Origin of the sequence: Rhizobium leguminosarum, from assembly GCF_019798305.1 — a bacterium.
In the GTDB taxonomy this organism is placed as follows: domain Bacteria; phylum Pseudomonadota; class Alphaproteobacteria; order Rhizobiales; family Rhizobiaceae; genus Rhizobium; species Rhizobium leguminosarum_U.
On sequence record NZ_JAAXDD010000017.1, the window covers coordinates 113,362 to 136,215 of the forward strand.

Below are 22,854 nucleotides of genomic sequence, written 5' to 3' on the forward strand. Positions count from 1 at the left end.
AAGCGGGGATTTCGATTTGGCAAATATCCCGCGGCGGCCCGCGGCGGATTTGTTCGGTCCGGCCGCGCAACTTGCATGTTTTACCCTCTTTAAGCCGCAAAAGCCTGTTCAAAACACGCTGTGAAATTGGCGCGGCAGCAGGCTTTCCGCTATAAATCTTCAAGTGATTCTAGAAGAGATCGTGATCTGTTTTGACTGAGCAAACACCCCCCGGCGGCGGGAAGCTCCCGCCAGGCATCGAGCCCATCTCCATCATGGAGGAAATGCAGCGGTCGTATCTCGATTACGCCATGAGCGTCATCGTCAGCCGCGCGCTGCCCGACGTGCGCGACGGTCTGAAGCCCGTGCACCGGCGCATCCTCTACGGCATGTCCGAGCTCGGCATCGACTGGAACAAGAAATACGTCAAATGCGCCCGCGTCACCGGTGACGTGATGGGTAAATTCCATCCGCACGGCAACTCGGCGATCTATGATGCGCTCGCCCGCATGGCGCAGCCCTGGTCGCTGCGTCTGCCGCTGATCGACGGTCAGGGTAATTTCGGCTCGGTCGATGGTGATCCGCCGGCGGCCGAACGTTACACCGAATGCCGCCTCGAAAAGGCTGCCCATTCGCTGCTCGACGATCTCGATAAGGAAACCGTCGATTTCCGCGACAACTACGACGGCACGCTCTCCGAGCCTGTCGTGGTGCCCGCCAAGTTCCCGAACCTGCTCGTCAACGGCGCCGGCGGCATCGCCGTTGGCATGGCGACCAATATCCCGCCGCACAATCTCTCCGAAGTCATCGACGGCTGCATCGCGCTGATCGACGATCCGGCCATCGAGCTGCCGGAACTGATACAGATCATTCCCGGTCCCGATTTCCCGACCGGTGCGAAGATCCTTGGCCGTGCCGGCATTCGGTCCGCCTATGAGACCGGCCGCGGCTCCGTCATCATGCGCGGCGTCGCCGCCATCGAGCCGATGCGCGGTGACCGCGAGCAGATCATCATCACCGAGATTCCCTATCAGGTGAACAAGGCGACGATGATCGAGAAGATGGCCGAGTTGGTGCGCGACAAGCGCATCGAAGGCATCTCCGATCTTCGCGACGAATCCGACCGCCAGGGTTATCGCGTCGTCGTCGAGCTGAAGCGCGATGCCAATGCCGAGGTCATCCTTAACCAGCTTTATCGTTATACGCCGCTGCAGACGTCCTTCGGCTGCAACATGGTGGCGCTGAACGGCGGCAAGCCCGAGCAGCTGACGCTGCTCGACATGCTGCGCGCCTTCGTCTCCTTCCGCGAAGAAGTCGTTAGTCGAAGAACGAAATTCCTGCTGCGCAAGGCGCGTGACCGCGCCCATGTGTTGGTCGGTCTCGCCATTGCCGTCGCCAATATCGACGAGGTCATCCGCGTCATCCGCCAGGCGCCAGATCCGCAGTCGGCCCGCGAAGAACTGATGACCCGCCGCTGGCCGGCGGAAGATGTCGAAAGCCTGATCCGTCTGATCGACGATCCGCGCCATCGCATCAACGAGGATCTGACTTACAACCTCTCCGAAGAGCAGGCCCGCGCCATCCTCGAATTGCGCCTTGCCCGCCTGACCGCGCTTGGCCGCGACGAAATCGGCGACGAACTCAACAAGATCGGCGAGGAAATCAAGGATTATCTCGATATTCTCTCCTCGCGCGTTCGCATCCAGACCATCGTCAAGGACGAACTTCTCGCCGTCCGCGACGAGTTCGGCACGCCGCGCCGCACCGAGATCGTCGATGGCGGCCTCGAAATGGATGACGAGGACCTGATCGCCCGCGAGGACATGGTCGTCACCGTCTCGCATCTCGGTTATATAAAGCGCGTGCCACTGACCACCTACCGCGCCCAGCGCCGCGGCGGCAAGGGCCGCTCCGGCATGACCACCCGCGACGCGGATTTCGTTAGCCGGCTATTCGTCGTCAACACCCATACGCCGGTTCTGTTCTTCTCCTCACGCGGCATCGTCTACAAGGAGAAGGTCTGGCGCCTGCCGATCGGCACGCCCACCTCGCGCGGCAAGGCGCTGATCAACATGCTGCCGCTCGCACCCGGCGAGCGGATCACCACGATCCTGCCATTGCCCGAGGACGAGACGAGCTGGGACAATCTCGACGTCATGTTCTCGACGACGCGCGGCACCGTCCGCCGCAACAAGCTGTCGGACTTCGTCCAGGTCAACCGTAACGGCAAGATAGCCATGAAGCTCGAGGAGGAGGGCGACGAAATCCTCTCCGTCGAGACCTGCACGGAAAATGACGACGTGCTGCTGACGACCGCGCTTGGTCAGTGCATCCGCTTCTCCGTCGACGACGTCCGGGTCTTTGCCGGCCGCAATTCGATCGGCGTGCGCGGCATCTCGCTTGCCGGCGGCGACCGCATCATTTCGATGACCATCGTGCGCCATGTCGACGCCGAGCCGTGGGAACGTGCTGCCTATCTCAAGCGTTCCGCCACCGAACGCCGGGCGACGGGCGTGGATGAAGAGGATATTGCGCTGGTCGGTGAAGAAGTCACCGAGGAGGGACAGCTCTCCGACGAGCGCTACGAAGAGCTGAGAGCACGCGAACAATTCGTGCTCACCGTTTCCGAAAAGGGCTTCGGCAAGCGTTCTTCGTCCTACGACTTCCGCATTTCCGGCCGCGGCGGCAAGGGCATCCGCGCCACCGACACCTCGAAGACCGCCGAGATCGGCGAGCTGGTCGCGGCTTTCCCGATCGATGACGGCGACCAGATCATGCTGGTTTCCGATGGCGGCCAGCTGATCCGTGTGCCGGTTGGCGGCATTCGCATCGCCAGCCGCGCCACCAAGGGCGTCACCATCTTCTCGACGGCCAAGGACGAGAAGGTCGTCTCGGTCGAGCGCATCAGCGAGCCGGAGGAGGATGAGACGGAAGAGGCTGTCGAGGTCGCCGAAGGCGCTCCTGCTACCGACGAAGGTGCTGCCGACGAAGGTGGCGGCGACGAGGCGCCGATTGCCGATGGCGATCCGGCGGGGCCTGCCGAGGAATGATCAAATGAACGGGGCGGCTTCGAGCCGCCCTTTTCTTTTCAAATCGGATGATGGTTCGGGACACGCCCAAATAAAAAGCCGGACGCTGGGTGCATCCGGCTTTGAATGGCCCTGGCGACGGAAGGGTGCCGCTCAAGGGTGGGAGAGGCTAGTAAGACAGGAATGTCAGAACGCTCTATGTTTTTCGTTCAGCGCCTTCACCTCTTCGCCTTCGCGCCGGAGCGCTGAAATCGTCGAGGCCACAGACACGATGAACATGACGCTGATAAGGGCTGTGAGCATTGTCAAGATCGTGAACATAGGCATTCCTTTCCTGGGGAGTTGCGTTCTCGCCCCTCAGTACTGGCCCAGCACGGCCGTCCGGGCCGAAGCATAGGGACCATAAACCTTTGAGGTATCGACCTTCTGATCATAGAGTGCGACAGTTGCGGTCAGCATGCCCGTGACCATTACCATCCAGAGCACGTTAATCATCGTAATCTTGCCGGGCATTTTTATTCCTTCCGCGCCGCATCTATGTATCGGTTGAATGAACGCATCCGTCTGAAAATGGTTCCGCCGGATGTTGATCGGGTGTTTACCAATGGCGATCTGAAGCGACCTTGAATGTCTCGTTCATCTGGCGTTCAGATTCGAAGCTTCACGCAGCCGGCCCTGGACGCGCACGATGGCCGCATGCTCGGCAAGCTCCGGCCGCACCCAGCTCATCTCGTATCGATCGGCGAAATAGCCATAGGCCATCTCAGCGGCGAGTGAGAAAACGACGGCAAGTGCAACGAGCACGATCAGCATGGACTTGGTCTTTCGGGGAGCGCCGGATGCCGGAATGGCAGCGGCTGCCTTGATGATCCAAGTTAAGCAGATCCCGTCTGAAACCGCCTTGAACGGCACATTCATCCGCCGTTCAGCCGCCCGGAATGACTGGCCAAATCACTTGCGGCAAGCCGGCATCCGTGACAAAAGGCGTCAAACCAACGGCCGGACCAGATGACGACAGCTTTTTATCCGGGGTCCTTCGACCCGATCACCAATGGGCATGTGGATGTTCTGGTCCAGGCGCTGAACGTCGCCGAGAAGGTGATCGTCGCGATCGGCATCCATCCCGGCAAGGCGCCGCTCTTCTCCTTCGAAGAGAGAGCCGAACTGATCCGCCGTTCGCTGGCCGAAGCGCTGCCTCGCAAGACCGGCGACATAACCGTCGTCGCCTTCGACAATCTGGTCGTCGATGCCGCCCGCACCCATGGCGCCACGCTGTTGATCCGCGGTCTTCGCGACGGCACCGATCTCGATTACGAAATGCAGATGGCCGGCATGAACCGGACGATGGCGCCCGATATCCAGACCATCTTTTTGCCGGCGGGCACGGCCTCGCGGCCCATTACCGCCACATTGGTCCGCCAGATCGCCGCCATGGGCGGCGATGTTAGCGCTTTCGTGCCGGCCGCCGTCTTGCAGGCACTCATATCCAAGCGCCCAAACCAGTAAGAACAAAGCAAAGCCTAGGCGGAACCCGCCGCAATGGAGCTCACATGAAACTCTTTTATCTCGCATTTGCCGGCGTGTTGTATCTCGCCTCCTTCGCGGGGGATGCTTTTGCCCAGTCGGCCGATCATTATCTCACCATCCAGCTGAAGAACGGCCCTGTCGTCATCCAGCTCATGCCTGAGGTGGCGCCGAAGCATGTCGCCCAGATCGAGGCGCTGGCCAAGAAGGGCGAATATGACAACGTCGCCTTCCATCGTGTCATCGACGGCTTCATGGCGCAGACCGGCGACGTCAAATACGGCAATATGGAAAAGGGCTTCGATGCGAGCCTTGCCGGCACCGGCTCCTCGGATATGGCTGACATTCCGGCCGAGTTCTCCAAGACCCCATTCGTGCGCGGCACGGTCGGCATGGCCCGCTCGCAGGATCCGAATTCCGCCAATTCGCAGTTCTTCATCATGTTCGCCGAGGGTTCGTTCCTGAACGGCCAGTACACCGTCGTTGGCAAAGTCGTCTCCGGCATGGAAAATGTCGACAAGATCAAGAAGGGCGAAGGCCAGAACGGCGAAGTCAGCAATCCCGACCGGATGATCAAGGTCACCCTGGGCAAGAAGTAAGTTACGAGATAAACAAGAGGAGAAGGCAAATGGCCGAGATCAAGGATCCCGAAAACACCGTCATTCTGGAAACCACCAAGGGCAAGGTTGTCATTCAGCTTTTGCCGCAGGTCGCCCCGGAGCATGTCGCCCGTATCAAGGAACTCGCCCGCGAGAAGGCCTATGACGGCGTCGTCTTCCATCGCGTTATCCAGGATTTCATGGCCCAGACGGGCGATGTCGAATTCGGCAAGAAGGGCTCGGAGACCTTCAATCCCGGCCGCGCCGGCATGGGCGGCTCTTCGAAGCCGGATCTGAAGGCCGAATTCTCGGCGACCACGCATACGCGCGGTACCTGCTCGATGGCCCGTTCGCAGAACCCGAACTCGGCCAATTCGCAGTTCTTCATCTGCTTCACCGACGCGCCCTGGCTGAACAAGCAGTATTCCGTCTGGGGCCAGGTCATCGAAGGCATGGACAACGTCGACAAGATCAAGCGCGGCGAGCCGGTTTCCGATCCGGACTCGATCGTCTCCATGCGGGTTGCCGCCGACGTCTGATTGTGATTTCTGCTGAAGCCCGCCCCTGCGCATAGCTGCGCGGGGCGGGTTTCGCTTTGCCTGAAAGTGCCCCGATGCGCGTAGACCTTTTCGATTTCGATCTGCCCGACGAACGCATTGCGTTGCGGCCCGCCGAGCCGCGCGACAGCGCGCGCCTGCTCGTCATCGATCCGAATGCGGAAAGCAGCTTGTCTGATCATCGCGTCGGCGATCTCACGTCGTTCCTGCGGGCCGGCGACGCGTTGGTCTTCAACGATACCAAGGTCATTCCCGCCCAACTCGAGGGCATCCGCCATCGCGACGGCGCCGGCGGCCAGCAGGTTTCCGCAACACTGCACATGCGCGTGGGCGCCAGCCGCTGGAAGGCCTTCGCCAGGCCGGGCAAGCGCATCAAGGAAGGTGACCGCATCTCCTTCGGCCATTCCGGCGAAAGCTGTTTCCTCGGTTCGCTCGATGCCACCGTCGAGGAAAAGGGCGAGGCCGGCGAGGTGACGCTGCTGTTCGATCTCTCCGGCCCGGCGCTTGACGAGGCGATCGCCGCCGTCGGCCATATTCCGCTGCCGCCCTATATCGCCGCCAAGCGACCCGAGGACGAGCGCGATCGCGCGGATTACCAGACAATCTACGCTCGCGAGGAGGGTGCAGTTGCCGCGCCGACAGCCGGCCTGCATTTCACGCCCAGGCTGTTCGATGCGCTCGATAGCGCCGGCATCGAACGCCATTTCGTGACACTGCATGTCGGCGCCGGCACTTTCCTGCCCGTCAAGGCCGACGATACCGCCGATCACAAGATGCATCTCGAAAGCGGCTATGTCAGCGCCGAGATCGCCGCCCGGCTGAATGCCGTGCGGGAAAGAGGCGGGCGCATCGTCTGTGTCGGCACGACCTCATTGCGGCTCATCGAGAGTGCCGCCGAGGAAAGCGGAGAGATCATGCCCTGGGCCGGCGCTACCGGCATCTTCATCACGCCTGGTTACCGCTTCAAGGCGGTTGACATGCTGATGACCAATTTCCACCTGCCGCGCTCGACGCTCTTCATGCTGGTCTCGGCCTTTTCGGGCCTCGATACGATGCGTGCCGCCTATGACCACGCCATTCAGACGGGCTACCGCTTCTATTCCTATGGCGATGCCAGCCTTCTCTTCCGGAAAGACAGATGACAGACAATTTCCAATTCACGCTTGACAAGACCGATGCCGGCGCACGCCTCGGCCAGATCTCCATGCCGCGCGGCGAGATCCGCACGCCGGCCTTCATGCCGGTCGGTACCGTCGGCACGGTTAAGGCCATGTATCTCGACCAGGTGCGCGAGACCGGCGCCGATATCATCCTCGGCAATACCTATCACCTGATGCTGCGCCCGACGGCCGAGCGTGTCGCCCGTCTCGGTGGCCTGCATAAGCTCATTCGCTGGGAGCACCCGATCCTGACGGACTCGGGCGGTTTCCAGGTCATGTCGCTGTCCGGCCTGCGCAAGCTCGACGAGCAGGGCGTCACCTTCAAGTCGCATGTCGACGGCAGCCTGCACCATATGTCGCCGGAGCGCTCCATCGAAATCCAGGGGCTGCTCGGCTCCGACATCCAGATGCAGCTCGATGAATGCGTGGCGCTGCCGGCCGAGCCGAAGGAGATCGAGCGCGCCATGGAAATGTCGCTGCGCTGGGCCGAGCGCTGCCGGGTCGCCTTCGGTGAGCAGCCCGGCAAGGCGATGTTCGGCATCGTCCAGGGCGGCGATATCCCGGCGCTGCGCATCCGCTCGGCCGAGGCGTTGAGCCAGCTTGACCTCAAGGGTTATGCGATCGGCGGCCTGGCGGTCGGCGAGCCGCAGGACGTGATGCTGCAGATGCTGGAAACGACGCTGCCGGTACTTGCTCTGGAAAAGCCACGTTACCTCATGGGCGTCGGTACGCCGGACGATATCCTGAAATCGGTCGCTCGCGGTATCGACATGTTCGACTGCGTCATGCCGACCCGTTCCGGCCGCCATGGCCTGGCCTTCACCCGCCGCGGCAAGGTCAATATCCGCAATGCCCGCCATGCCGAGGATATGCGCCCGCTCGACGAACGGTCGAACTGCCCGGCCTCGCGCGATTATTCCCGCGCCTACCTGCACCATCTCGTCCGCTCCAACGAGGCGCTCGGCGGCATGCTGCTCTCCTGGCACAATCTCGCCTATTACCAGGAACTGATGCAGGGCATCCGCAAAGCGATCGCCGAAGGCCGCTTCGCCGATTTCATGGTGGAAACCCAGGAAGAATGGGCGAGGGGTGATCTCGAACCGGTATGAGGCTACTCCGCCCCCGCGTTGCTTACCGCGGGGACTGCGGACGCGGGGTTTGGCGCAACCATCATTTTAAGTTTCTTGCGCACTGGCTCGTCGAAGCGAACGGCGGCGATGCCAGCCACAACGAAAATTGCGAAAACGACGACCATACCGGCTGCCGGAGAGGCAGGAAGGTCAAAGCCCTTTTGCCGCAGTGACTGCAGCAGACTGAAGATGGGTCCATGCAGGATATAAATGGGATAGGAAAGCCTTCCCAGCCAACGAAATACCAGCTCGACCAGGCCGGTCGGTCTCGTGCGCATCGCAAGCCAGACAATGGCCGAGAAGACCACAAGGCATATTAAAAAATCAAAATACGGGAAACCGAAGAATATGCGGGCTGGTATGTTGGTGATGAAGATCAGACAGGCACAGAGAAGAAGGCCGATAATGTTGCCGTTATTGGCTGCATTAGGTTTCTGGATCTCGTTTAACCTGTAAAGGCAGATTCCGAGCGAGAACGAGAACAGCACTCTTGAAAAGCCAAATCTGAAATCGCCCGCCTCGGGACCAATATCGAAGTTACCTGCGACCAATGCCCCGTACATAGTGATGCCCGCCGCCCCCAGAGCAATGGCGAGCAAGGTTCTGAGTGACAGCCGTATCAGGAGCACGGAGAACAGCACTCCCGCCCAGAGCTCGAAGAAGAGCGACCAGCTGGGACCGTTGAAGGGAAAGATACCTTCCTGGTTTGTGCTTGGAATGAACAAGATTGCCCTCAGCAGAAGGTCCGCCAGCGTGGAGTAGTCCGAGCCGTTTTGAAGTGCATAGCTGAAAAGGCCAATCGGAAGTGAAAGAAGATAAAGAGGATAAAGCCGAATGATACGTTGTAGCAGAAGTCCGGCAGGCGAAATCTGCCCCGTAATCAGTCGCTTCTCATATGAATTTGCAAGAACGACGCCGCTCAACAGAAAGAAGAGGTCAACGGAGAGGTAACTGATATTCGCCGGGATCGGACCCAGCGTACCACCTGTGTGGAGGAACATGACCATGATAGCCGCAATTCCTCGCAACGCCTCAAGAGCTGTAAAAAATTGTTTGCCGGTGTTCAACGCAACAACCCTCCGCTGGCACTTTGTTACTCGAGGAGGATTTCGAAATCGTTAGTGCAACGAGGCCGTGTAGTTGGTGAGTTTCCGTCGAAGAGAGGAAGCAGCGCGTCAGATGCCCTTGCTGTCGGTATTGGGTACGATCTGCACGCCGTTGATCCTGTAGCTGCCGTCCGGCTGGCGGGTGATCTGGTAGATCGCCGTCCAGTCCTTGCCGTCGCGGCCCGAAATCAGCACCTCGTGATAGATCAGCGCGCCGTTGTCGATCGAGCGGCTGCGCCCAAAGGCATAATTGCCTGGGTGATAGACCGGCTCGTAGCTCTTTTTCACCATGGCGAAGAACAGGTTCTTGTCGGGATACATCGCCCTGATGCCAGGCGCGGCGAAGGAATAGGCGGTCTCGGCATCGTCCTTGAGGAAGGCCTTGATCTGTTCCTCGATCATCGTCCGTGTCGTGTCGATCGGATCTTCGGCGCGGGCCGATACGGAGGAGAGGGCGGATGCGGCACACAGGATGAGAACTGCGAAGAAAGCGCGCATGGATTGATCTCCGGCTCTGTCAGGGAAACGATCCCCCGACAGGCAGAAGTGTAGGCGATTTTCAACACAAGGAAAGCGGACTTTACGACCAGCGCCGGAAGAGGGCGCTGGCATTCACCCCGCCGAAGCCGAAACCGTTGGTGATCGCATAGTCCATTGCCAGCGGCCGCGCCGTCTTGCCGACGATATCGATGCCGTCGGCGGCTGGATCGGCCTGATCCAGGTTGCGGGTCGGCGGCGCGATCTGGTCGCGCAGCGCAAGGATGGTGAAGATCGCCTCCAGCCCGCCGGCGGCACCGAGCAGATGCCCCGTCGCCGATTTGGTCGCGCTGACGGCAATGCCGCCATTGCGGCCGAAGATTGTGCCGATCGCCGCGATCTCGCCTCTGTCACCGACCGGTGTCGAGGTCGCATGCGCGTTGAGATGCTTGACCTCGGAGGCGGGGATCTTTGCCTGCCGCAGTGCCGCGTCAATCGCCCGTCGCGCGCCGTCGCCATCTTCAGGTCCTGAGGTCATATGGTAGGCGTCTGCCGCCGTGCCGTAGCCGACGAGTTCGGCGAGTGGTGTGGCGCCGCGTGCAAGCGCGTGCTCGAGCGTCTCAATGACCAGGATGCCGGCGCCTTCGCCCATGACGAAACCGTCGCGGGCCGTGTCGAAGGGCCGTGACGCCAGCTCCGGCGTCTCGTTGAAGCCGGTGGAAAGGGCACGTGCAGCGGCAAAGCCGCCGAGGCTCACCTTGTCGATGCAGGCCTCGGCACCGCCGCAGATCGCCACATCCGCTTCGCCGGAGCGGATCAGCCGCGCCGCGTCGCCGATCGCCTGGACGCTGGCCGCACACGCCGTCACCGGAGCCCCGAGCGGCCCCTTGAAGCCGTAGCGGATGCTGACCTGGCCGGCGGCGAGGTTGACGAGAAAGGCGGGCACGGTGAAGGGCGACAGCCGCCGCACGCCGCGCGTTTCGCCGATCCGCACCGCTTCGGCGATCGCCGGAAAGCCGCCAACCCCCGACGCGATGATCGTTGCCGTGCGCTGGCGCTCGCCTTCGTCGGTCGGCATCCAGCCGGCCTGCCTCACCGCTTCCTCCGTCGCCGCCATGGCGAAGTGGATGAAGCGGTCCATCTTCTTCTGGTCTTTCGGCGGGATGTAACGGTCGGGATCGAAGCCGGCCTCAGCATCCCCAGCGATACCGGGAACGATGCCGCCGACCTTGGCCGAGAGCTCGCCGACGACATCCTCCGCCAGCACCCTCAGCCCCGAACCGCCGTCGAGAAGGCGCTTCCAGGCGGGTTCGACGCCGGTGCCGAGTGGCGAGACAAGTCCCATGCCGGTGACAACGATGCGATCCATTCTTTTGTCCTTTCTATGCGTCGATGCCGAGATACCAGGCGCGCATGCGGGCGATCCGCTCGTGCACTTCGTCATCGGCGGCGGGGCCCGCAAGCAGGCTGGTGTTCTCGGGTGTCACCTGTTCGCCAGTCTGCGCATCGACCAGCACCGTCTGACGCTCTTCACCGGAGGCGGCATCGCCCAGGAGAAAGGCAAGGTCTTCCTCAGGAATGTGCCGGTTTCCCCAGGAAAACAGCGTCATCAGAACAGGAAAGAAGTCACGGCCCATGTCCGTCAGCCGATATTCGTAGCGGGCAGGGCGCTGATGGTAGAGCCGCCGTTCGAACAGCCCCTGATCCGTCAGGTGTTTCAACCGCCGCGTCAGGATGTTCGGCGCTACGCCGAGGCTCTTCTGGAATTCGTCGAAACGCGAAAGCCCCTGGAAGGCGTCTCGCAGGATCAGCATGCTCCACCAGTCGCCGACGCTGTCGAGCGCGCGCGCCGCCGGGCATTTGAAATCGCTGAAGCTGGTTCGTTGCATGGTCGATGTCACTATAGCAGTGACTATCATCATGCAAGTTACTTCTGGCAGTGTAGCCAAAAGTGCGCAGCGGCTTTGCGTCCGGAATGCGTATCAAGAAATGCGCTAAACGGCGTCGCTCTCGAAAATCCGGGCGAGCAGCATGCCAGTGACGAGCATGCCGATTGCCGTGAAGATCGTATCGCCCGGCGTGCCGATATAGAGCGGCCCGACATTGGCAAACAACAGGAAGGCGATGAGGAAGTTCGCCCAGCCCCAGACGACATTCGCCGTCGGCGAGCCGAGCTTCGGCCGCGGCGCGAATGGGATGCGGAACGGCCTGCCGCTGACGCCGTTGACGAAATGTGGGACGCCGTTGGTCAAAAATGCCGCGGCGATGAAATGGGCGATATAGGCGATCCAGGGCAAAGCCTTCTCCGTTGCATGAGTGGCGTCAACGGAGAATGTGGCCGGGATTTTCATGCCGGCAAGAGGAGGCTAAAGCATGTCGCGCAAAAGTGTGCAGCGGTTTTGAGGCAACGACATGCGTGAAAACAAAGAGTTAAAGCGAAAAGATCGCGACGCGTTTTAGAAACGCACGTGGTGCGGCAGCCCGCCGTCGAATAGCGACGGGCCTGGCCGGGTCAGATCAGCACGAAATCCTTGAAGTGAAGCGCCGGAGAATTGTCGAGATCGGCGACATGGATTGCCGCACCCGCTGCACTTCCATCCGCATCAAAGGATAGAATGCCGCTGGCTTGGTCGTAGATCAGTCTATCGTCAGCTTCGAGCGCTTTCGTTCCGACAACGAAACTCTCATCCGAAAATCCGGATAGGCTGAGTGCGGCGAAAATCGAATGGTCGAGCAGCAGCTTGTCGCCGGCCGCCGAGGAGAAATCCCGGATCTTATCGATGCTCACATTGTCGGGCTTAACGTCGAAAACGAAGGAATCGGCCCCTCCGCCGCCGGTCAGAATGTCTGCGCCGGCTTTGCCGATCAGCTTGTCGTTGCCGAGCCCGCCGCTCATCTGGTCGGCGCCCTTGCCGCCATTGAGACTGTTGCTGCCATCGTTGCCGCTCAGCACGTTAGACGTGTTGTTGCCCGTCGCGCTGAGATTGGCCGTCCCGGTCAAGGCAAGGTTCTCGATCGTTCCGGCCGTGCGCTTCAGATCGGCCAGGCTGAAGGAAGTCGAAGCCTTGACGGTGTCCTTGCCGGATCCGCCTGTTTCATCGGCAAAATCGCCGGCATTGTCGACCACATAGGTATCGTTGCCGGCGCGCCCCGCCATGTGATCGGCGCCGGTGCTTCCATCGAGGATGTTGTTGCCGGAATTGCCGACGAGAACATTCGCCAGGCCATTTCCGGTGCCGTTCAGATTGGCGGTGCCGGTCAACGTCAGATTCTCGACGTTTCCGATCGTATGTGCCGTATCCTTGAGGCTGAAGGAGATCGAAGCCTTGACGGTATCCGTTCCGCCGCCCCGGCTTTCGTCGACGATCTGGTTCGCATTGGTCACGGTGAAGGTGTCGTTGCCGGTGCCGCCATAGAGATGGTTGGTGGCCGGCGGCGGTGTGCTGGCGCCGGTGCCTGCTACCTCGATGATAACGGGATGGTCGACGACATCGAGCGTCAGCGATGAGACGTTGCTGAGGCTTTTGATCGCCGTCGTCCCGGTCACGGGGTCGAAGACCTTAACGGAGCCGAACGAGGCCCCGAGATTGACTTTAACGGCTGTGGTCGCGGCCTGAATGGCCGTGTCGGAGGACTGGTTCCAGATATCGGGCTCATTCCAGATGGTGATCTGGTAGCTTCCGTCCGATTTTTCCGTCAGCAGGCTGTGGGCCGAGGACGGCAGACCGTCCATCGAATAATTGAGGATCCCCGTGCTGAAGCTCGCCTTCGCAGCGCCGTCGTCCGCAAGAATTTCGGCCAGATTGTGGATCGCCGTCGCAGCCGGCTTGGCGGAATAGTCGAGATGAAAAAGGCCGAAATGCCTTTCCTGATTGGTGCCCTGCGGATCGGAATAGGCGTCCAGCAGTTCGTAGATGAATGTCTGTTTCGACCCGAGGGCCGCGCCGTCCATCAGCGTATTGAGCAGGAGTTTTGCCTGCGTCGCTTCACTGACGCCTTCCCAGCCGCCATTGGTGTCGGCGGTGAGCGAGGTGTGGTAACCGGTTTCGGTGATCGCCAGTGGCTTGCCCGGATCGGCAGCGCGCTGAATGCCGGATTCTCGGGAAAGCCACGAGAATGGCTGGTCGCCATCCTTCGCATAGGTGTGGATCGTCGTGTAGTCGGAGGCCGAAGCGACCGTATATCCGGTAAAGCCGAGAACGGGTATATTCCTCAACAAGGGGTCGGCGTTGACGGCGGCAGACAGGTCCTTCTGATAGGCGACCGCTGCGGCCTGGCCGCTCAGGCCGTGATAGCTGACCGGCCAGTTGTTGACTTCGTTCGGGCCTTCGATGCCGATGACCGATCCGGGATGGGCCTGCATGAAATCATGCAGTCGCTGGGCCACGGTGGCGGGGTCGACTTCCCGCTGGGCGCTGAAGACGAATTGCACGCCGGCTTCGGCGGCATCGCCGAGATGCGTTTGGCCGTTGGGATCGGAAGCGGAATTGGGGGCGTGATCGCGAACCGTATCAAGGCCAAGATAATCGAGAGCCTTAACAACTTCTCCGACGTTGGAATATTTTCCGTCGGTGTAGTCGATATGCGTATCAATTCCAAAGGAACGAATAATATCATTTATTCTAACGGCTTGAGCCATAAGCTTTTCTCCCGGTTTACGAGGGAAGTGGCAATGGGAATGAATCCCCATTTGTTGGTGCCAATTCGATTTAATACACGAGGAGGATCGTGCGGCGATGACTCGTTATCCATGATATATTGTTGCGAATGTGGCTCAATTCGGATTGTATTTATTATGTAATCTGCGCTTGCATTTTTTCGTTCGGCCAGCTGATCATGCGCGAGTGGGACGGCCCATAGACATAGTCTGGCGAAATCCGAGATGGTTCTGGAGGATCCGATGACCGTCAATGTTCAATTCCGGTTTCGCTGCGGCTTGCCATTAATGGCGTTCGACAATGTCCGCCTCCGCGGCAGTTGGGACGAGCAAGGCCGACCCTCGAACGATTGGACGTCTGTTCCTATGCAGCGCTCTCGTGACGAGGATGGCTATGATGTCTTTGTCATCAGGGTTCCCTTTCCCGATGACGAGATCGGCACGCATTTTCGCTGGGGGATCGAGTTGGATCGGCCCGGCGCTTCCGGCCTATGGGCAATCGCCGCCGAATTGGACGACGAGGCCTCGACGCGCCGCGAGCGCTCCTTCGATCTCCAGCAGGACTTGGCGCCGCAGACCTATTATCTGACATGGATCGGCCGTCTGGGGGCGAACCGGGTTGAAAGGCGCGACGGTGCAGACGGCATTCGTTTTTCGGTCTGGGCGCCGAACGCCAGGGCCGTTTCGCTCGTGATAGCCGATCCCGCCGTCGGTTACATCGCCGATGACGGCACCGGAACGGTCGCAACCATCGGGATGCGAAGGATCGTCGACGGCTTCTGGAGCGTTGAAACCGGCGAGGACCACGGTCTTTCCGATTTCGACAGCATGGTCGGCACGCCCTATATGTACCGCGTCACCAGGGATGATGGATCGCTCGCCTACCGCACCGACATCTGGTCCCTCATGCAGATCGGCGCGGGAGACTTCGATCCCGACGGAGCCGCCTATCACGGATCGCCGGCGGCATTGGACGGACCGCAAAGCTGTTCGGTGGTCTGCGACCCGAAGCGGGTGGTGCTGCCGTCAGGGGAGGAGCTTGCCGCCGAGGCTTTCTGGGCCGACGAATTCGTTGCCGGACGAATGCTTCCGGATCGGCTCGAGGATCTGGTGATCTATGAACTGCATGTCGGCGCCCTCGGTTTCGGCAAGGCCGCGCCCGGGACGCTCGATGATGCCATCGCCTTCGTCGAGCATCTAACCGAGCTCGGCGTCAACGCAGTGGAACTGCTGCCGATTGCGGAATTCGAGACGCGGGCCAACTGGGGTTACGGCACGTCGCATTTCTTTGCCGCCGATCAGGGGGCTGGCGGTACCGACCGGCTGAAGATGTTCGTCAAGGTCTGCCACCAGCGCGGCATCGCCGTCATCCTCGATGTTTGTTACAACCATTTCGATCCGGACGGCGAACGGGCGCAATGGGCCTATGATTCCGACGATCACACCCGCAATATCTATTATTGGTATGAGGGACGCCCTGGCGATTACGCCGACCCGACAGGCGGCTATATCGACAACATCTCCACGGGATGGGCGCCCCGCTTCGATGAGGAAGCCGTGCGCCAGCTTTTCATTTCGAGCGCGGCATTTCTCGTCTCGGTCTGCCATATCGATGGTTTCCGGCTCGATCAGACAAGTTCGATCCATCAATATCCGGTGCTGCATGCCGATTGCCGGCGCGCCGATCGGGCGGCTGCATCAGGCGCCAAGTTCCTGAAACAGTGGACCCGCACGATGCGGCTGATCAAGCCGCAGCTTTTCCTGACGGCCGAGGATTATTCGGACTGGTCGGCGATGACGGAGCCAAGCCTGACCGGCGACGGGCTCGGCTTCGATGCGACCTGGTATGGCGATTTTCATCACAACCTCGTCGAATATCACGGCGGCGCGCAGGCGCAGCTGTTGAAGAATGCCGGTTTCGGGGACAAGCGGGCGCTGACCATGTCGTCTCTTGCCGGCGCATTGCAGACGAGCGCGCGATCCAAGGTGGTCTACAACCAGTCGCATGACGATTGCGGCAATCGTGAAGGATCGGCGCGAACCGCTGTTATCGCCGTCAATTTCGCGCCTGTTGTCGGCGAGACCAGGGCGTGGGCAGAGGCGAGATCCCGATTCGCGGCTGCGATGACGCTGCTATCCGCCGGGACGCCGATGTTCTTTATGGGCGAGGAAATCGGCGCCCAGAAGCCCTATCGCTACAATGATTTCCTCGAGAACCGGGAGAATATTCTCGGCGAAGCTGATGGCAGCGGGGCAGGGATGCTCAGCTGTTATCGCGATCTGATCGCGCTCAGCATCCGCCAGGATGCGATTCGATCCCGCAACATCGCCATTCCCCTGGTTCATGATGAAAATCGAGTGATCGCCTTTCATCGATGGAATGACGGCGAGGATTTCCTTGTTGTGGGGTCGCTGAACGATGCGCCCTTCGAACACGGCTATCGGTTCCACAGCGAACGGCTGGGAGACGACCTCTGGGAGGAGATCTTCAATAGCGATTCCCGCAAATATGGCGGCTGGAACGTCGGCAATGGCGGCGGAAGAATCAGAGCCACAGCCGGAGTGCTGAATGCCGTGCTGCCGGCATCAGGCGTTCTGGTCTTTCGCAGGCTATGACGCTTCCGACGTCCGGTATGGTCAGGCAAAGCCGAGCGGCAGGTTTTCCACTTTCCTGTCATTGCCGTAGTCGCGCTCATGCGGCGAGCGACTGCGGCCGTCGCGGCGAGCGGAAAGATCGATCCGATTTTCGGCAAAGATCCCATCGGGATAGGTGCCGGTGTCATGGCAATCGGCCTCGATCTTGGGTGCAAGGATTTTCAGGATCATCGGGGTTCCTCCACGGCGCAGCATCAACAGTTGGAAAGGTTGTCTGGTTCCATTCATAATCCCGCAATTATTAATAAATTAACCATAAATGCCGGTCTTCGGCAAAGGAGATCGCCATCTGCCTAGCCGGACAGCCGCGAACGTTCTCAGCAATGGACGTTTGACGACGAGGACATCGACGCCAGCATTCCTCGGTCGCGCGGAACAGCCGCGCTGTGTGCGCCAGCACTTCGGCGCCGGCCTCTGTCTCGGCAATCGTGGTTGCCATGCTCTCCAATCCGTCCGCCACCTCAATCAGCGCTGGCAGCATGTCGGCCCGTCCGATCGCTTCGGCCGATCTGGCGAGTTCGCGCAACGCCTCCGAATAGCTCGATATCAATGCGCGTTTCCGATTGCCGGAATATCGCAGAACGAGCGTTTTTCAGAGGGCGACAGTGGTGACTTCGACATGGACGCGACCTGTTGAACCTCGAACGAGCTCGCATCCGCATTATTTGTTCCCGAGCCGGTCAATCGTCGCGAGGGCCGGCCGCTTGCATTGAAATGGAACTCCGGACCTGGATGGCCGTTGAGATGCATGAACACAGGAGGTTTCCATGCAGTTGATTGATACGCGAGTGACACAAGCCGGCGACATCTTCACTGTCGAATTCCTGGGCGAGGGAGGAGAGTCGATTTCCGTCAAAATCGACAACTCCCATGGCGAGCTCGACGACAAGACGGCGGTCGACCATGCCAAGGTCATGATGGTTCAGCTGACCGCCTTTGCCGGCGGCGAAGCAGACGGCAGCATCAACTGTTACGATGCCTTGAGCAACGGCAATTTCGACGAAGGCAGCAAGGGCCTGATCGGCCAGCCGAGCGCGCGTTCGGCCGGCGATAGGAAAACGCTGGAAGAGGAACTCGACGAAGGCCTCGAGGACAGTTTTCCCGCAAGCGACCCTGTATCGGCAACGGTATCGTCCATTCCCGCCAACGCGCCACGGCACTGATTGCAACGCAATGTTGCAAGCGCCCGCGTGTTCTTAATTCCAAACACGGGCCAAGGCTGCTCCGGTTTTCACGAGCTGTCTTGGTCTGCATGGCAGATTGATGTCAAAACTGAGAAACAGCTGAAAACCTCTGCTGTGTGATTGACATGGGTGCGGCAAGCCGCTGTGCAATCGGAGTACACTCTGGCTATGAAATAGATTGGACGGCCAGCGGCGATGAGACGTGGTCTTGCGCAGCCGGTGGTGACGGATTGGTGGAGATCGTGTTGTGGGCAAGGCGCAGTTGGGACTAGTGAGCACCGCTCAGGGCCGGCGTTTGACCACGCGCATGTTCATCTCCGACCGAAGCGCGAAGCCGTGTGTCTTGTAAAGCGAAATGGCGGATGTGTTCGCCGCATAGGCATGGAGATAGGCCGTGTCGCCGCTGGATGCGATCTCGCCGGCAACGAAACGGAAGAGCAGGGTGCCGAGGCCGCGTCCCTGGAAATCGGGATGGGTGCAAAGGCCGCTGAGCTCGATGAAGCCTGTTTGCTGCATCCGCTGCCCGGCCATCGCCACCAGGCGGCCTTCACTCTTGATACCCCAGAAGCTGCCGAGGCTCTGGGCTCGCAACGTAAACGGCCCGGGTTTGGTCAGTGTCGCCAAATCAAGCATGTCGGCGGCATCGGCCTCGGTGAGCGGCTGGATGCGGGAATCCGAAAGCCTCTCATGGGGCCGCTCGGCTACCATCTGGACCACCGATGCTTCCGCGACGATGCCAAGACCCGGTGGAATGGCGATCGGACCTGATTCGACGAGGATCATGATCTCCGCTTGCGAAGGCAGGTTCTCCAGGGCGTCGAGGCTCTCCGGCGTGTCGTCGGCGGACGCCGCGAAGGGCACGATGGAAACCGGGTATCGCCGCGCGGACTTGCCGCCTTCGGCAAGATCGGCATGCGCGGTCTCCAATGCGCTCCAGATCGGCCGGTCGAGGATATGGGTCATGCGTTTTCCTCCTTGGCAGGGCTACGGCGCGCAAGCGGCGCCGCCGCAAGCCCGTCCTCGATAGCGGCCAACTGTTCGAGAATCGGTCCGTCGAGATCGCCGCAGAGATCGGCAACGGCGGCGGCGATGCGCGGCCAGATCACCTTCTTTGAATGATTGATGAGGTCCTGCCCCTTGTCGGTCAGCGAGACCAGTCTGCGACGCTGATCATCCGGTGCCGGCTGGATGTCGACGTAACCGAGTTCCAGAAGCTGGCCGATGGTCCGGGTTGCTCCGGGCTGGGTGATGCCCACCGCCTGCGCAAGCTCGCCGATCGTCAGCGGCCCGGCCCGGTCGATCGCTGCGAGGAACGGATACTGGCCCGCTTGGATGCTGAGACCGGCCTCGTCGATGACCTGCTGCGTATCGGCCTGCAACCTCTCACCGATGCGCCGCAGCCGGCTGCCCATGCACAGAAATCCCAGCGTTCGGACCACATCCTCGACCATGCCGATCTCCATTTGTATGGCATGTTATATAACATGTAATGTATTAAATGGCAATTCTTCTGCGGAAAGGGCCGGCAGATGAATACGGGGACAGGCCGGCACGAACAAGTGCCTCGATCAGCCCCGCCATCTCCTCGCCATCAGCAACACCGCCAGTACACAGCTGAGCAGGCCAAGGGATAATGGCAGCCCCTGATGTCCGATCAGTTGCATCGCCAGTCCTGTTGCCGGCGAGCCGACGATGCCGCCGATACCCCATACCAAGGCGAAGGCTGCATTGCCGGCGATCAAGGCTTGACCGGTGAACCGCTCGCCGAGCTGGATCAGCGACAGGGTGTAGATCCCAAACGAGACCCCGCCCCAGACGAAAACCAGCGGCCAGATCAGCCACGTGGCGAAGACCGACGGCAGCAGCAGGCAGCAGGCCAGGCAAGCCAAGACGCAGAATAACATCGTCCGCGTCGAGCCGAACCGTTCGGCGATGCGCCCGAGCAAAATCTGCAGCACGGCATTGCCGGCGATGAAGCAGGTGATGAGCGACGCGATGCGCTCTTCGGCGCTGCCAAACGCCGCGCCATAGACCGCGAACAGGGAAAGCAGGATCTGCTCGAAGGCGGCAGCCGTGAAAACCGCAAACAACAGCAGCGGCGCCAGTGGGAAGAAACCGCCGACCGATGTTGCCTCGCCTTCATCAGGCATACCGGGCAGACGAGGGGCGACCGCAAGCACAATCAGGCCGCAGAAAAGGAAGGCCGTTATACCAATCATGAAGGGTGGCCAACCCTCGGCGCCGGTAAGGCCGAGCGACAGTGGGCCGATGGCAAAGCCACCCGAAACGATCGATGAATAGAGGCCCATGATACGGCCCCGGCGTGGCGCCGGCGTGAGCGAGATCAGCCAGGTCTCGCTGATCACGTAAAGCGGATTGGCGAAGAAGCCGAGCAGGAAGCGCAGCAGCATCCAGGCCCATACGTCCTGCATCCAGGCAATTGCAAACAGGGTGAGAGCGGCCAGGATCGAACACAGGATCGCAAGCCGTCCTCCGCCGACACGCCGCGAAAGCGCCGGAATGAACGACGCTGATATAATGAAACCCAGCGGCGTCATCGCCGCCGACAAGCCGATCAGGCCCGATGTCATTCCCTGCCGCTCTAGGACGAAACTCAGCAGCGGATAGGTCAGCCCCTGTGCCACGGCGAACACCGTGACGGTCGCGATGATACCCGCCATCGCGGCCCAGGGGATCCGATCCACGCGCGGTGATGTAATGCTTTCGGCAGTCATGCAGATGTCCTCGTCAGACCGTATGGTTGACGGTCCGGGTAAGCCTCAAGGTCAATGAGGATGAATTCTCCAGGAGGCGAGGAGCGTCGTACTTAAGTTTTTCCAAAAAGTTCTCAAAAACGTCCAAAGGGACTAAACAGGTCAGCAACAAATTTTACCCCGACCGCAAGCCATCACCACCAAAATTCCGCCAGACATCATCAGGACCATTTGGAATGACCGCTTCACCTTCCTTTCTCGGCCTTCCCGATCACCTTGCCGATGGACGTTTGCCCCGTGCGGTGATCTTCGCAGCCGCTCATGGCAGCACCTATCCCGGCAAGGACAGCAGCGGCTACGCTCTGGCCGCTGATGCGATCCGCGCTGCGAGCCAGGACGATGCCCCGCTCGTCGAACACTGGGATTTCGATCTCGGAGGGCCGCTGTTCGACGGCGGGCCGGTCTCGTGCATCGACGCCGGCGATATCAAGACCACCATGCATGATAATGCCGGCAACCGGGCCCGGATCGAGGCGAAGATGCGCGAGGTGCTGGAATTGCCGGCTATCCCGATCCTGCTCGGCGGCGACTGTTCCGTGACCTTTCCCTTCCTCGCTGGCTTTGCAGATCAAGGGCCGGTCTGGGTCCTGCAGATCGACGCCCATATCGACTGGCGCGATGAGGTGCATGGCGAGCGCTACGGCTATTCAAGTCCGATGCGTCGGGCGAGCGAGATGCCGCATGTCGCCGGCATGGTGCAAGTCGGTCTTCGTAGTGTCGGCAGCGCGCGCGCCACCGACGTCGAGGCGGCTCGGCACTATGGCAGCCGCTTCGCGACCGCTCGTGAGGTTCACGCTGAGGGCGTCGAAGCTGCCCTTCAGCATATTCCGGAAGGAGCCCAGGTCGTCGTCACCCTCGATTGCGACAGCATCGATCCCGGCATCATGCCGGCGTGGCGGCGCGTACTCCTGGCGGCCTCACCTACCTGAGGTGATCGATCTGATCGCTGGCCTCGGCAGGCGGGCGAGGATTGCGGGATTCGACCTTCGAGCTCTATCCTCTCACCGACATAGACAGCCTGTCGGCCCTGACCGCCGCGCGCATTCTCGTCAATGCGGTTGGCGTCATCGTCCGGCAAGATTGAAACCCTGCTTCCTCTGGCAGCAAGCAATACACGGCGCGGTGCATTTTCGCTTCTAGGCGACTTTGCCCAGACGTGGCTCGGTCCCAGCCAGTAGCCGCCGAAAGTTGGCGCGATGTCGTGCAATCACGTAAATGCCGCCTGCGATCACCAGCAGCCGATACGGTAGCGGCTGCTCCAGGCCGCAGACGAGAGCGATTGCCGTCAACGCCGCCAGCATCGAACTCAGGGAAACAATCCTGGAGATAGCCAGCGCAACGCCGAAAACCATCGCAGCACCTAAACCTACGGGCCATGACATCGCCAGCAGCACGCCGAGCCCCGTCGCAACCGACTTGCCGCCCGTAAAGTTGAGCCAGATCGAACGGCCATGCCCCAACAACACGGCAAGTCCCGCCAGGTAAACAGCCCAAGGCGCCGAGCTTTGCAGATCAAGCGCCGTCGGTGGCGTGGTTGATGAGACTGTCGAGAACCAGGGATAAAACCAGCGGGCAAAGATGACTGCTCCCACACCTTTCAGCACATCGACCAGCAGAACCGCCAATGCAGGCCATTTGCCCAGCGTTCGCAATACATTCGTTGCTCCGGTGGACTTGGAGCCATGCTCCCGGATATCGATGCCCTTGAGCAGTTTGCCCGCCAGATAGCCCGTGGGTGTGGAGCCGAGGAGATAAGCGATCGCCAATCCAACTGCACCCGCCATCCAGAAAACCATGGGAGTCACCTCGACGCTCTAATTTCAGTCAGTCATTGTTTGGTCGTTACGGCCATCAGCCACTGGAACACGATTTACACTGCGCGCGCCTTCGATACCACGCGGCCGAGAGCCTTTCCTGGTCAGATTGCAGCATCCTGCCGGAGCAGGTTTTCGTCAGGGCAGAGGCGATTGGCGAAGGGCATACCTCTTGGTACGTCCGAGCCGATCGCCTCTGCCCTGGCGCA

At 60.7% G+C, this 22,854-nt stretch carries 22 protein-coding genes and 2 pseudogenes; 9 read left to right on the top strand and 15 right to left on the bottom strand.

From position 1 onward, the window contains the following. Positions 1 to 191: 191 nt before the first annotated feature. Positions 192 to 3,029, top strand: coding sequence for a DNA gyrase subunit A (gyrA, locus tag HFO99_RS27340; protein ID WP_222364781.1), 2,838 nt, complete (start codon positions 192 to 194; stop codon positions 3,027 to 3,029). 165 nt (positions 3,030 to 3,194) lie between these two features. Here gyrA and HFO99_RS33675 read toward each other — a convergent pair whose 3' ends face one another. The 3 genes from HFO99_RS33675 to HFO99_RS27350 form a co-directional block, all read right to left on the bottom strand. Beyond that, positions 3,195 to 3,329 carry a hypothetical protein gene (locus HFO99_RS33675; protein WP_260298902.1) on the bottom strand — a complete coding sequence of 45 codons (135 nt, stop codon included), beginning with the start codon at positions 3,327 to 3,329 and terminating at the stop codon, positions 3,195 to 3,197. A gap of 36 nt (positions 3,330 to 3,365) precedes the next feature. Next, positions 3,366 to 3,521, bottom strand: a complete 156-nt coding sequence (locus HFO99_RS27345; RefSeq protein ID WP_003539654.1) for a hypothetical protein — start codon at positions 3,519 to 3,521, stop codon at positions 3,366 to 3,368. Between the two features lie 123 nt (positions 3,522 to 3,644). Next, positions 3,645 to 3,926 carry a hypothetical protein gene (locus HFO99_RS27350; protein ID WP_222364782.1) on the bottom strand — a complete coding sequence of 94 codons (282 nt, stop codon included), beginning with the start codon at positions 3,924 to 3,926 and terminating at the stop codon, positions 3,645 to 3,647. Positions 3,927 to 4,016: 90 nt separating this feature from the next. On the opposite strand from HFO99_RS27350, the gene coaD reads away from it, so the two are divergent. The 5 genes from coaD (at position 4,017) to tgt (ending at position 7,957) form a co-directional block, all read left to right on the top strand. Continuing rightward, the gene (coaD, locus tag HFO99_RS27355; protein WP_222364783.1) at positions 4,017 to 4,514 is read left to right on the top strand and encodes a pantetheine-phosphate adenylyltransferase; all 498 of its coding nucleotides are present in this window, start codon (positions 4,017 to 4,019) and stop codon (positions 4,512 to 4,514) included. Between the two features lie 44 nt (positions 4,515 to 4,558). Beyond that, positions 4,559 to 5,131, top strand: coding sequence for a peptidylprolyl isomerase (locus tag HFO99_RS27360; protein ID WP_018494634.1), 573 nt, complete (start codon positions 4,559 to 4,561; stop codon positions 5,129 to 5,131). A gap of 29 nt (positions 5,132 to 5,160) precedes the next feature. Continuing rightward, positions 5,161 to 5,670 (top strand): peptidylprolyl isomerase, encoded by a 510-nt coding sequence (locus HFO99_RS27365; RefSeq protein ID WP_003559389.1) that lies wholly within the window; start codon positions 5,161 to 5,163, stop codon positions 5,668 to 5,670. Positions 5,671 to 5,744: 74 nt separating this feature from the next. Continuing rightward, complete coding sequence (gene queA, locus HFO99_RS27370) at positions 5,745 to 6,830, top strand: tRNA preQ1(34) S-adenosylmethionine ribosyltransferase-isomerase QueA (protein ID WP_222310657.1); 1,086 nt, start codon at positions 5,745 to 5,747, stop codon at positions 6,828 to 6,830. Next, the gene (gene tgt / locus HFO99_RS27375; protein ID WP_222364784.1) at positions 6,827 to 7,957 is read left to right on the top strand and encodes a tRNA guanosine(34) transglycosylase Tgt; all 1,131 of its coding nucleotides are present in this window, start codon (positions 6,827 to 6,829) and stop codon (positions 7,955 to 7,957) included. Before queA ends, tgt begins: the two co-directional genes overlap by 4 nt. Positions 7,958 to 7,959: 2 nt before the next feature. Here the strand turns inward: tgt and HFO99_RS27380 are convergent, their stop codons facing one another. The 6 genes from HFO99_RS27380 to HFO99_RS27405 all read right to left on the bottom strand — a co-directional run bounded on the left by HFO99_RS27380 (position 7,960) and on the right by HFO99_RS27405 (position 14,200). Beyond that, on the bottom strand, positions 7,960 to 9,045 hold the full coding sequence (locus tag HFO99_RS27380) for an acyltransferase family protein (RefSeq protein WP_222364785.1): 1,086 nt from the start codon (positions 9,043 to 9,045) through the stop codon (positions 7,960 to 7,962). A 108-nt stretch (positions 9,046 to 9,153) separates the two neighbouring features. Continuing rightward, on the bottom strand, positions 9,154 to 9,582 hold the full coding sequence (locus HFO99_RS27385; RefSeq protein WP_222364787.1) for a DUF4864 domain-containing protein: 429 nt from the start codon (positions 9,580 to 9,582) through the stop codon (positions 9,154 to 9,156). An 82-nt stretch (positions 9,583 to 9,664) separates the two neighbouring features. Continuing rightward, on the bottom strand, positions 9,665 to 10,930 hold the full coding sequence (gene fabF / locus HFO99_RS27390; RefSeq protein WP_222364788.1) for a beta-ketoacyl-ACP synthase II: 1,266 nt from the start codon (positions 10,928 to 10,930) through the stop codon (positions 9,665 to 9,667). Positions 10,931 to 10,943: 13 nt separating this feature from the next. Further along, positions 10,944 to 11,450, bottom strand: a complete 507-nt coding sequence (locus HFO99_RS27395; RefSeq protein WP_222364841.1) for a winged helix-turn-helix transcriptional regulator — start codon at positions 11,448 to 11,450, stop codon at positions 10,944 to 10,946. Positions 11,451 to 11,555: 105 nt separating this feature from the next. Then, the gene (locus HFO99_RS27400) at positions 11,556 to 11,858 is read right to left on the bottom strand and encodes a hypothetical protein (RefSeq protein ID WP_222364790.1); all 303 of its coding nucleotides are present in this window, start codon (positions 11,856 to 11,858) and stop codon (positions 11,556 to 11,558) included. Positions 11,859 to 12,073: 215 nt separating this feature from the next. After that, positions 12,074 to 14,200 (bottom strand): calcium-binding protein, encoded by a 2,127-nt coding sequence (locus tag HFO99_RS27405; protein WP_222364791.1) that lies wholly within the window; start codon positions 14,198 to 14,200, stop codon positions 12,074 to 12,076. Positions 14,201 to 14,461: 261 nt separating this feature from the next. On the opposite strand from HFO99_RS27405, the gene HFO99_RS27410 reads away from it, so the two are divergent. Then, entirely contained in the window at positions 14,462 to 16,834 is a 2,373-nt protein-coding gene (locus tag HFO99_RS27410) for an alpha-amylase family glycosyl hydrolase (RefSeq protein WP_222364793.1), read from the top strand. Positions 16,835 to 16,855: 21 nt separating this feature from the next. Here the strand turns inward: HFO99_RS27410 and HFO99_RS27415 are convergent, their stop codons facing one another. Continuing rightward, the gene (locus tag HFO99_RS27415; RefSeq protein ID WP_170262530.1) at positions 16,856 to 17,044 is read right to left on the bottom strand and encodes a hypothetical protein; all 189 of its coding nucleotides are present in this window, start codon (positions 17,042 to 17,044) and stop codon (positions 16,856 to 16,858) included. Positions 17,045 to 17,190: 146 nt separating this feature from the next. Continuing rightward, a pseudogene (locus HFO99_RS27420) lies at positions 17,191 to 17,494 on the bottom strand (hypothetical protein). Between the two features lie 146 nt (positions 17,495 to 17,640). Here HFO99_RS27420 and HFO99_RS27425 point away from each other — a divergent pair. Continuing rightward, a complete protein-coding gene (locus HFO99_RS27425; RefSeq protein ID WP_222364796.1) occupies positions 17,641 to 18,036 on the top strand; it encodes a hypothetical protein in 396 nt (131 codons plus the stop codon). Between the two features lie 303 nt (positions 18,037 to 18,339). Here the strand turns inward: HFO99_RS27425 and HFO99_RS27430 are convergent, their stop codons facing one another. The 3 genes from HFO99_RS27430 to HFO99_RS27440 all read right to left on the bottom strand — a co-directional run bounded on the left by HFO99_RS27430 (position 18,340) and on the right by HFO99_RS27440 (position 20,792). Further along, positions 18,340 to 19,020, bottom strand: a complete 681-nt coding sequence (locus tag HFO99_RS27430; protein ID WP_222364797.1) for a GNAT family N-acetyltransferase — start codon at positions 19,018 to 19,020, stop codon at positions 18,340 to 18,342. Beyond that, positions 19,017 to 19,508 carry a MarR family winged helix-turn-helix transcriptional regulator gene (locus tag HFO99_RS27435; RefSeq protein WP_222364799.1) on the bottom strand — a complete coding sequence of 164 codons (492 nt, stop codon included), beginning with the start codon at positions 19,506 to 19,508 and terminating at the stop codon, positions 19,017 to 19,019. The genes HFO99_RS27430 and HFO99_RS27435 overlap by 4 nt, the downstream gene beginning before the upstream one ends. Before the next feature lie 117 nt (positions 19,509 to 19,625). Next, positions 19,626 to 20,792: an MFS transporter gene (locus HFO99_RS27440; protein ID WP_222364801.1), complete on the bottom strand. Its 1,167-nt coding sequence runs from the start codon at positions 20,790 to 20,792 to the stop codon at positions 19,626 to 19,628. 215 nt (positions 20,793 to 21,007) lie between these two features. Here HFO99_RS27440 and HFO99_RS27445 point away from each other — a divergent pair. Continuing rightward, a pseudogene (locus tag HFO99_RS27445) lies at positions 21,008 to 21,915 on the top strand (agmatinase). 52 nt (positions 21,916 to 21,967) lie between these two features. Here HFO99_RS27445 and plsY read toward each other — a convergent pair. Further along, positions 21,968 to 22,627, bottom strand: coding sequence for a glycerol-3-phosphate 1-O-acyltransferase PlsY (plsY, locus tag HFO99_RS27450; RefSeq protein ID WP_222364803.1), 660 nt, complete (start codon positions 22,625 to 22,627; stop codon positions 21,968 to 21,970). Positions 22,628 to 22,854: the final 227 nt, after the last annotated feature.

What these genes read in the sequence shown, in the direction of transcription:
- plsY (WP_222364803.1), bottom strand. Translation starts at nt 22,627, where the DNA reads ATGGTTTTCTGGATGGCGGGTGCAGTTGGATTGGCGATCGCTTATCTC.
- HFO99_RS27405 (WP_222364791.1), bottom strand. Translation starts at nt 14,200, where the DNA reads ATGGCTCAAGCCGTTAGAATAAATGATATTATTCGTTCCTTTGGAATT.
- tgt (WP_222364784.1), top strand. Translation starts at nt 6,827, where the DNA reads ATGACAGACAATTTCCAATTCACGCTTGACAAGACCGATGCCGGCGCA.
- HFO99_RS27415 (WP_170262530.1), bottom strand. Translation starts at nt 17,044, where the DNA reads ATGATCCTGAAAATCCTTGCACCCAAGATCGAGGCCGATTGCCATGAC.
- HFO99_RS33675 (WP_260298902.1), bottom strand. Translation starts at nt 3,329, where the DNA reads ATGTTCACGATCTTGACAATGCTCACAGCCCTTATCAGCGTCATGTTC.
- fabF (WP_222364788.1), bottom strand. Translation starts at nt 10,930, where the DNA reads ATGGATCGCATCGTTGTCACCGGCATGGGACTTGTCTCGCCACTCGGC.
- HFO99_RS27345 (WP_003539654.1), bottom strand. Translation starts at nt 3,521, where the DNA reads ATGCCCGGCAAGATTACGATGATTAACGTGCTCTGGATGGTAATGGTC.
- HFO99_RS27425 (WP_222364796.1), top strand. Translation starts at nt 17,641, where the DNA reads ATGCAGTTGATTGATACGCGAGTGACACAAGCCGGCGACATCTTCACT.
- queA (WP_222310657.1), top strand. Translation starts at nt 5,745, where the DNA reads ATGCGCGTAGACCTTTTCGATTTCGATCTGCCCGACGAACGCATTGCG.
- HFO99_RS27395 (WP_222364841.1), bottom strand. Translation starts at nt 11,450, where the DNA reads ATGCAACGAACCAGCTTCAGCGATTTCAAATGCCCGGCGGCGCGCGCG.
- HFO99_RS27360 (WP_018494634.1), top strand. Translation starts at nt 4,559, where the DNA reads ATGAAACTCTTTTATCTCGCATTTGCCGGCGTGTTGTATCTCGCCTCC.
- coaD (WP_222364783.1), top strand. Translation starts at nt 4,017, where the DNA reads ATGACGACAGCTTTTTATCCGGGGTCCTTCGACCCGATCACCAATGGG.
- HFO99_RS27435 (WP_222364799.1), bottom strand. Translation starts at nt 19,508, where the DNA reads ATGGTCGAGGATGTGGTCCGAACGCTGGGATTTCTGTGCATGGGCAGC.
- HFO99_RS27385 (WP_222364787.1), bottom strand. Translation starts at nt 9,582, where the DNA reads ATGCGCGCTTTCTTCGCAGTTCTCATCCTGTGTGCCGCATCCGCCCTC.
- HFO99_RS27365 (WP_003559389.1), top strand. Translation starts at nt 5,161, where the DNA reads ATGGCCGAGATCAAGGATCCCGAAAACACCGTCATTCTGGAAACCACC.
- HFO99_RS27430 (WP_222364797.1), bottom strand. Translation starts at nt 19,020, where the DNA reads ATGACCCATATCCTCGACCGGCCGATCTGGAGCGCATTGGAGACCGCG.
- HFO99_RS27410 (WP_222364793.1), top strand. Translation starts at nt 14,462, where the DNA reads ATGACCGTCAATGTTCAATTCCGGTTTCGCTGCGGCTTGCCATTAATG.
- HFO99_RS27350 (WP_222364782.1), bottom strand. Translation starts at nt 3,926, where the DNA reads ATGAATGTGCCGTTCAAGGCGGTTTCAGACGGGATCTGCTTAACTTGG.
- HFO99_RS27440 (WP_222364801.1), bottom strand. Translation starts at nt 20,792, where the DNA reads ATGACTGCCGAAAGCATTACATCACCGCGCGTGGATCGGATCCCCTGG.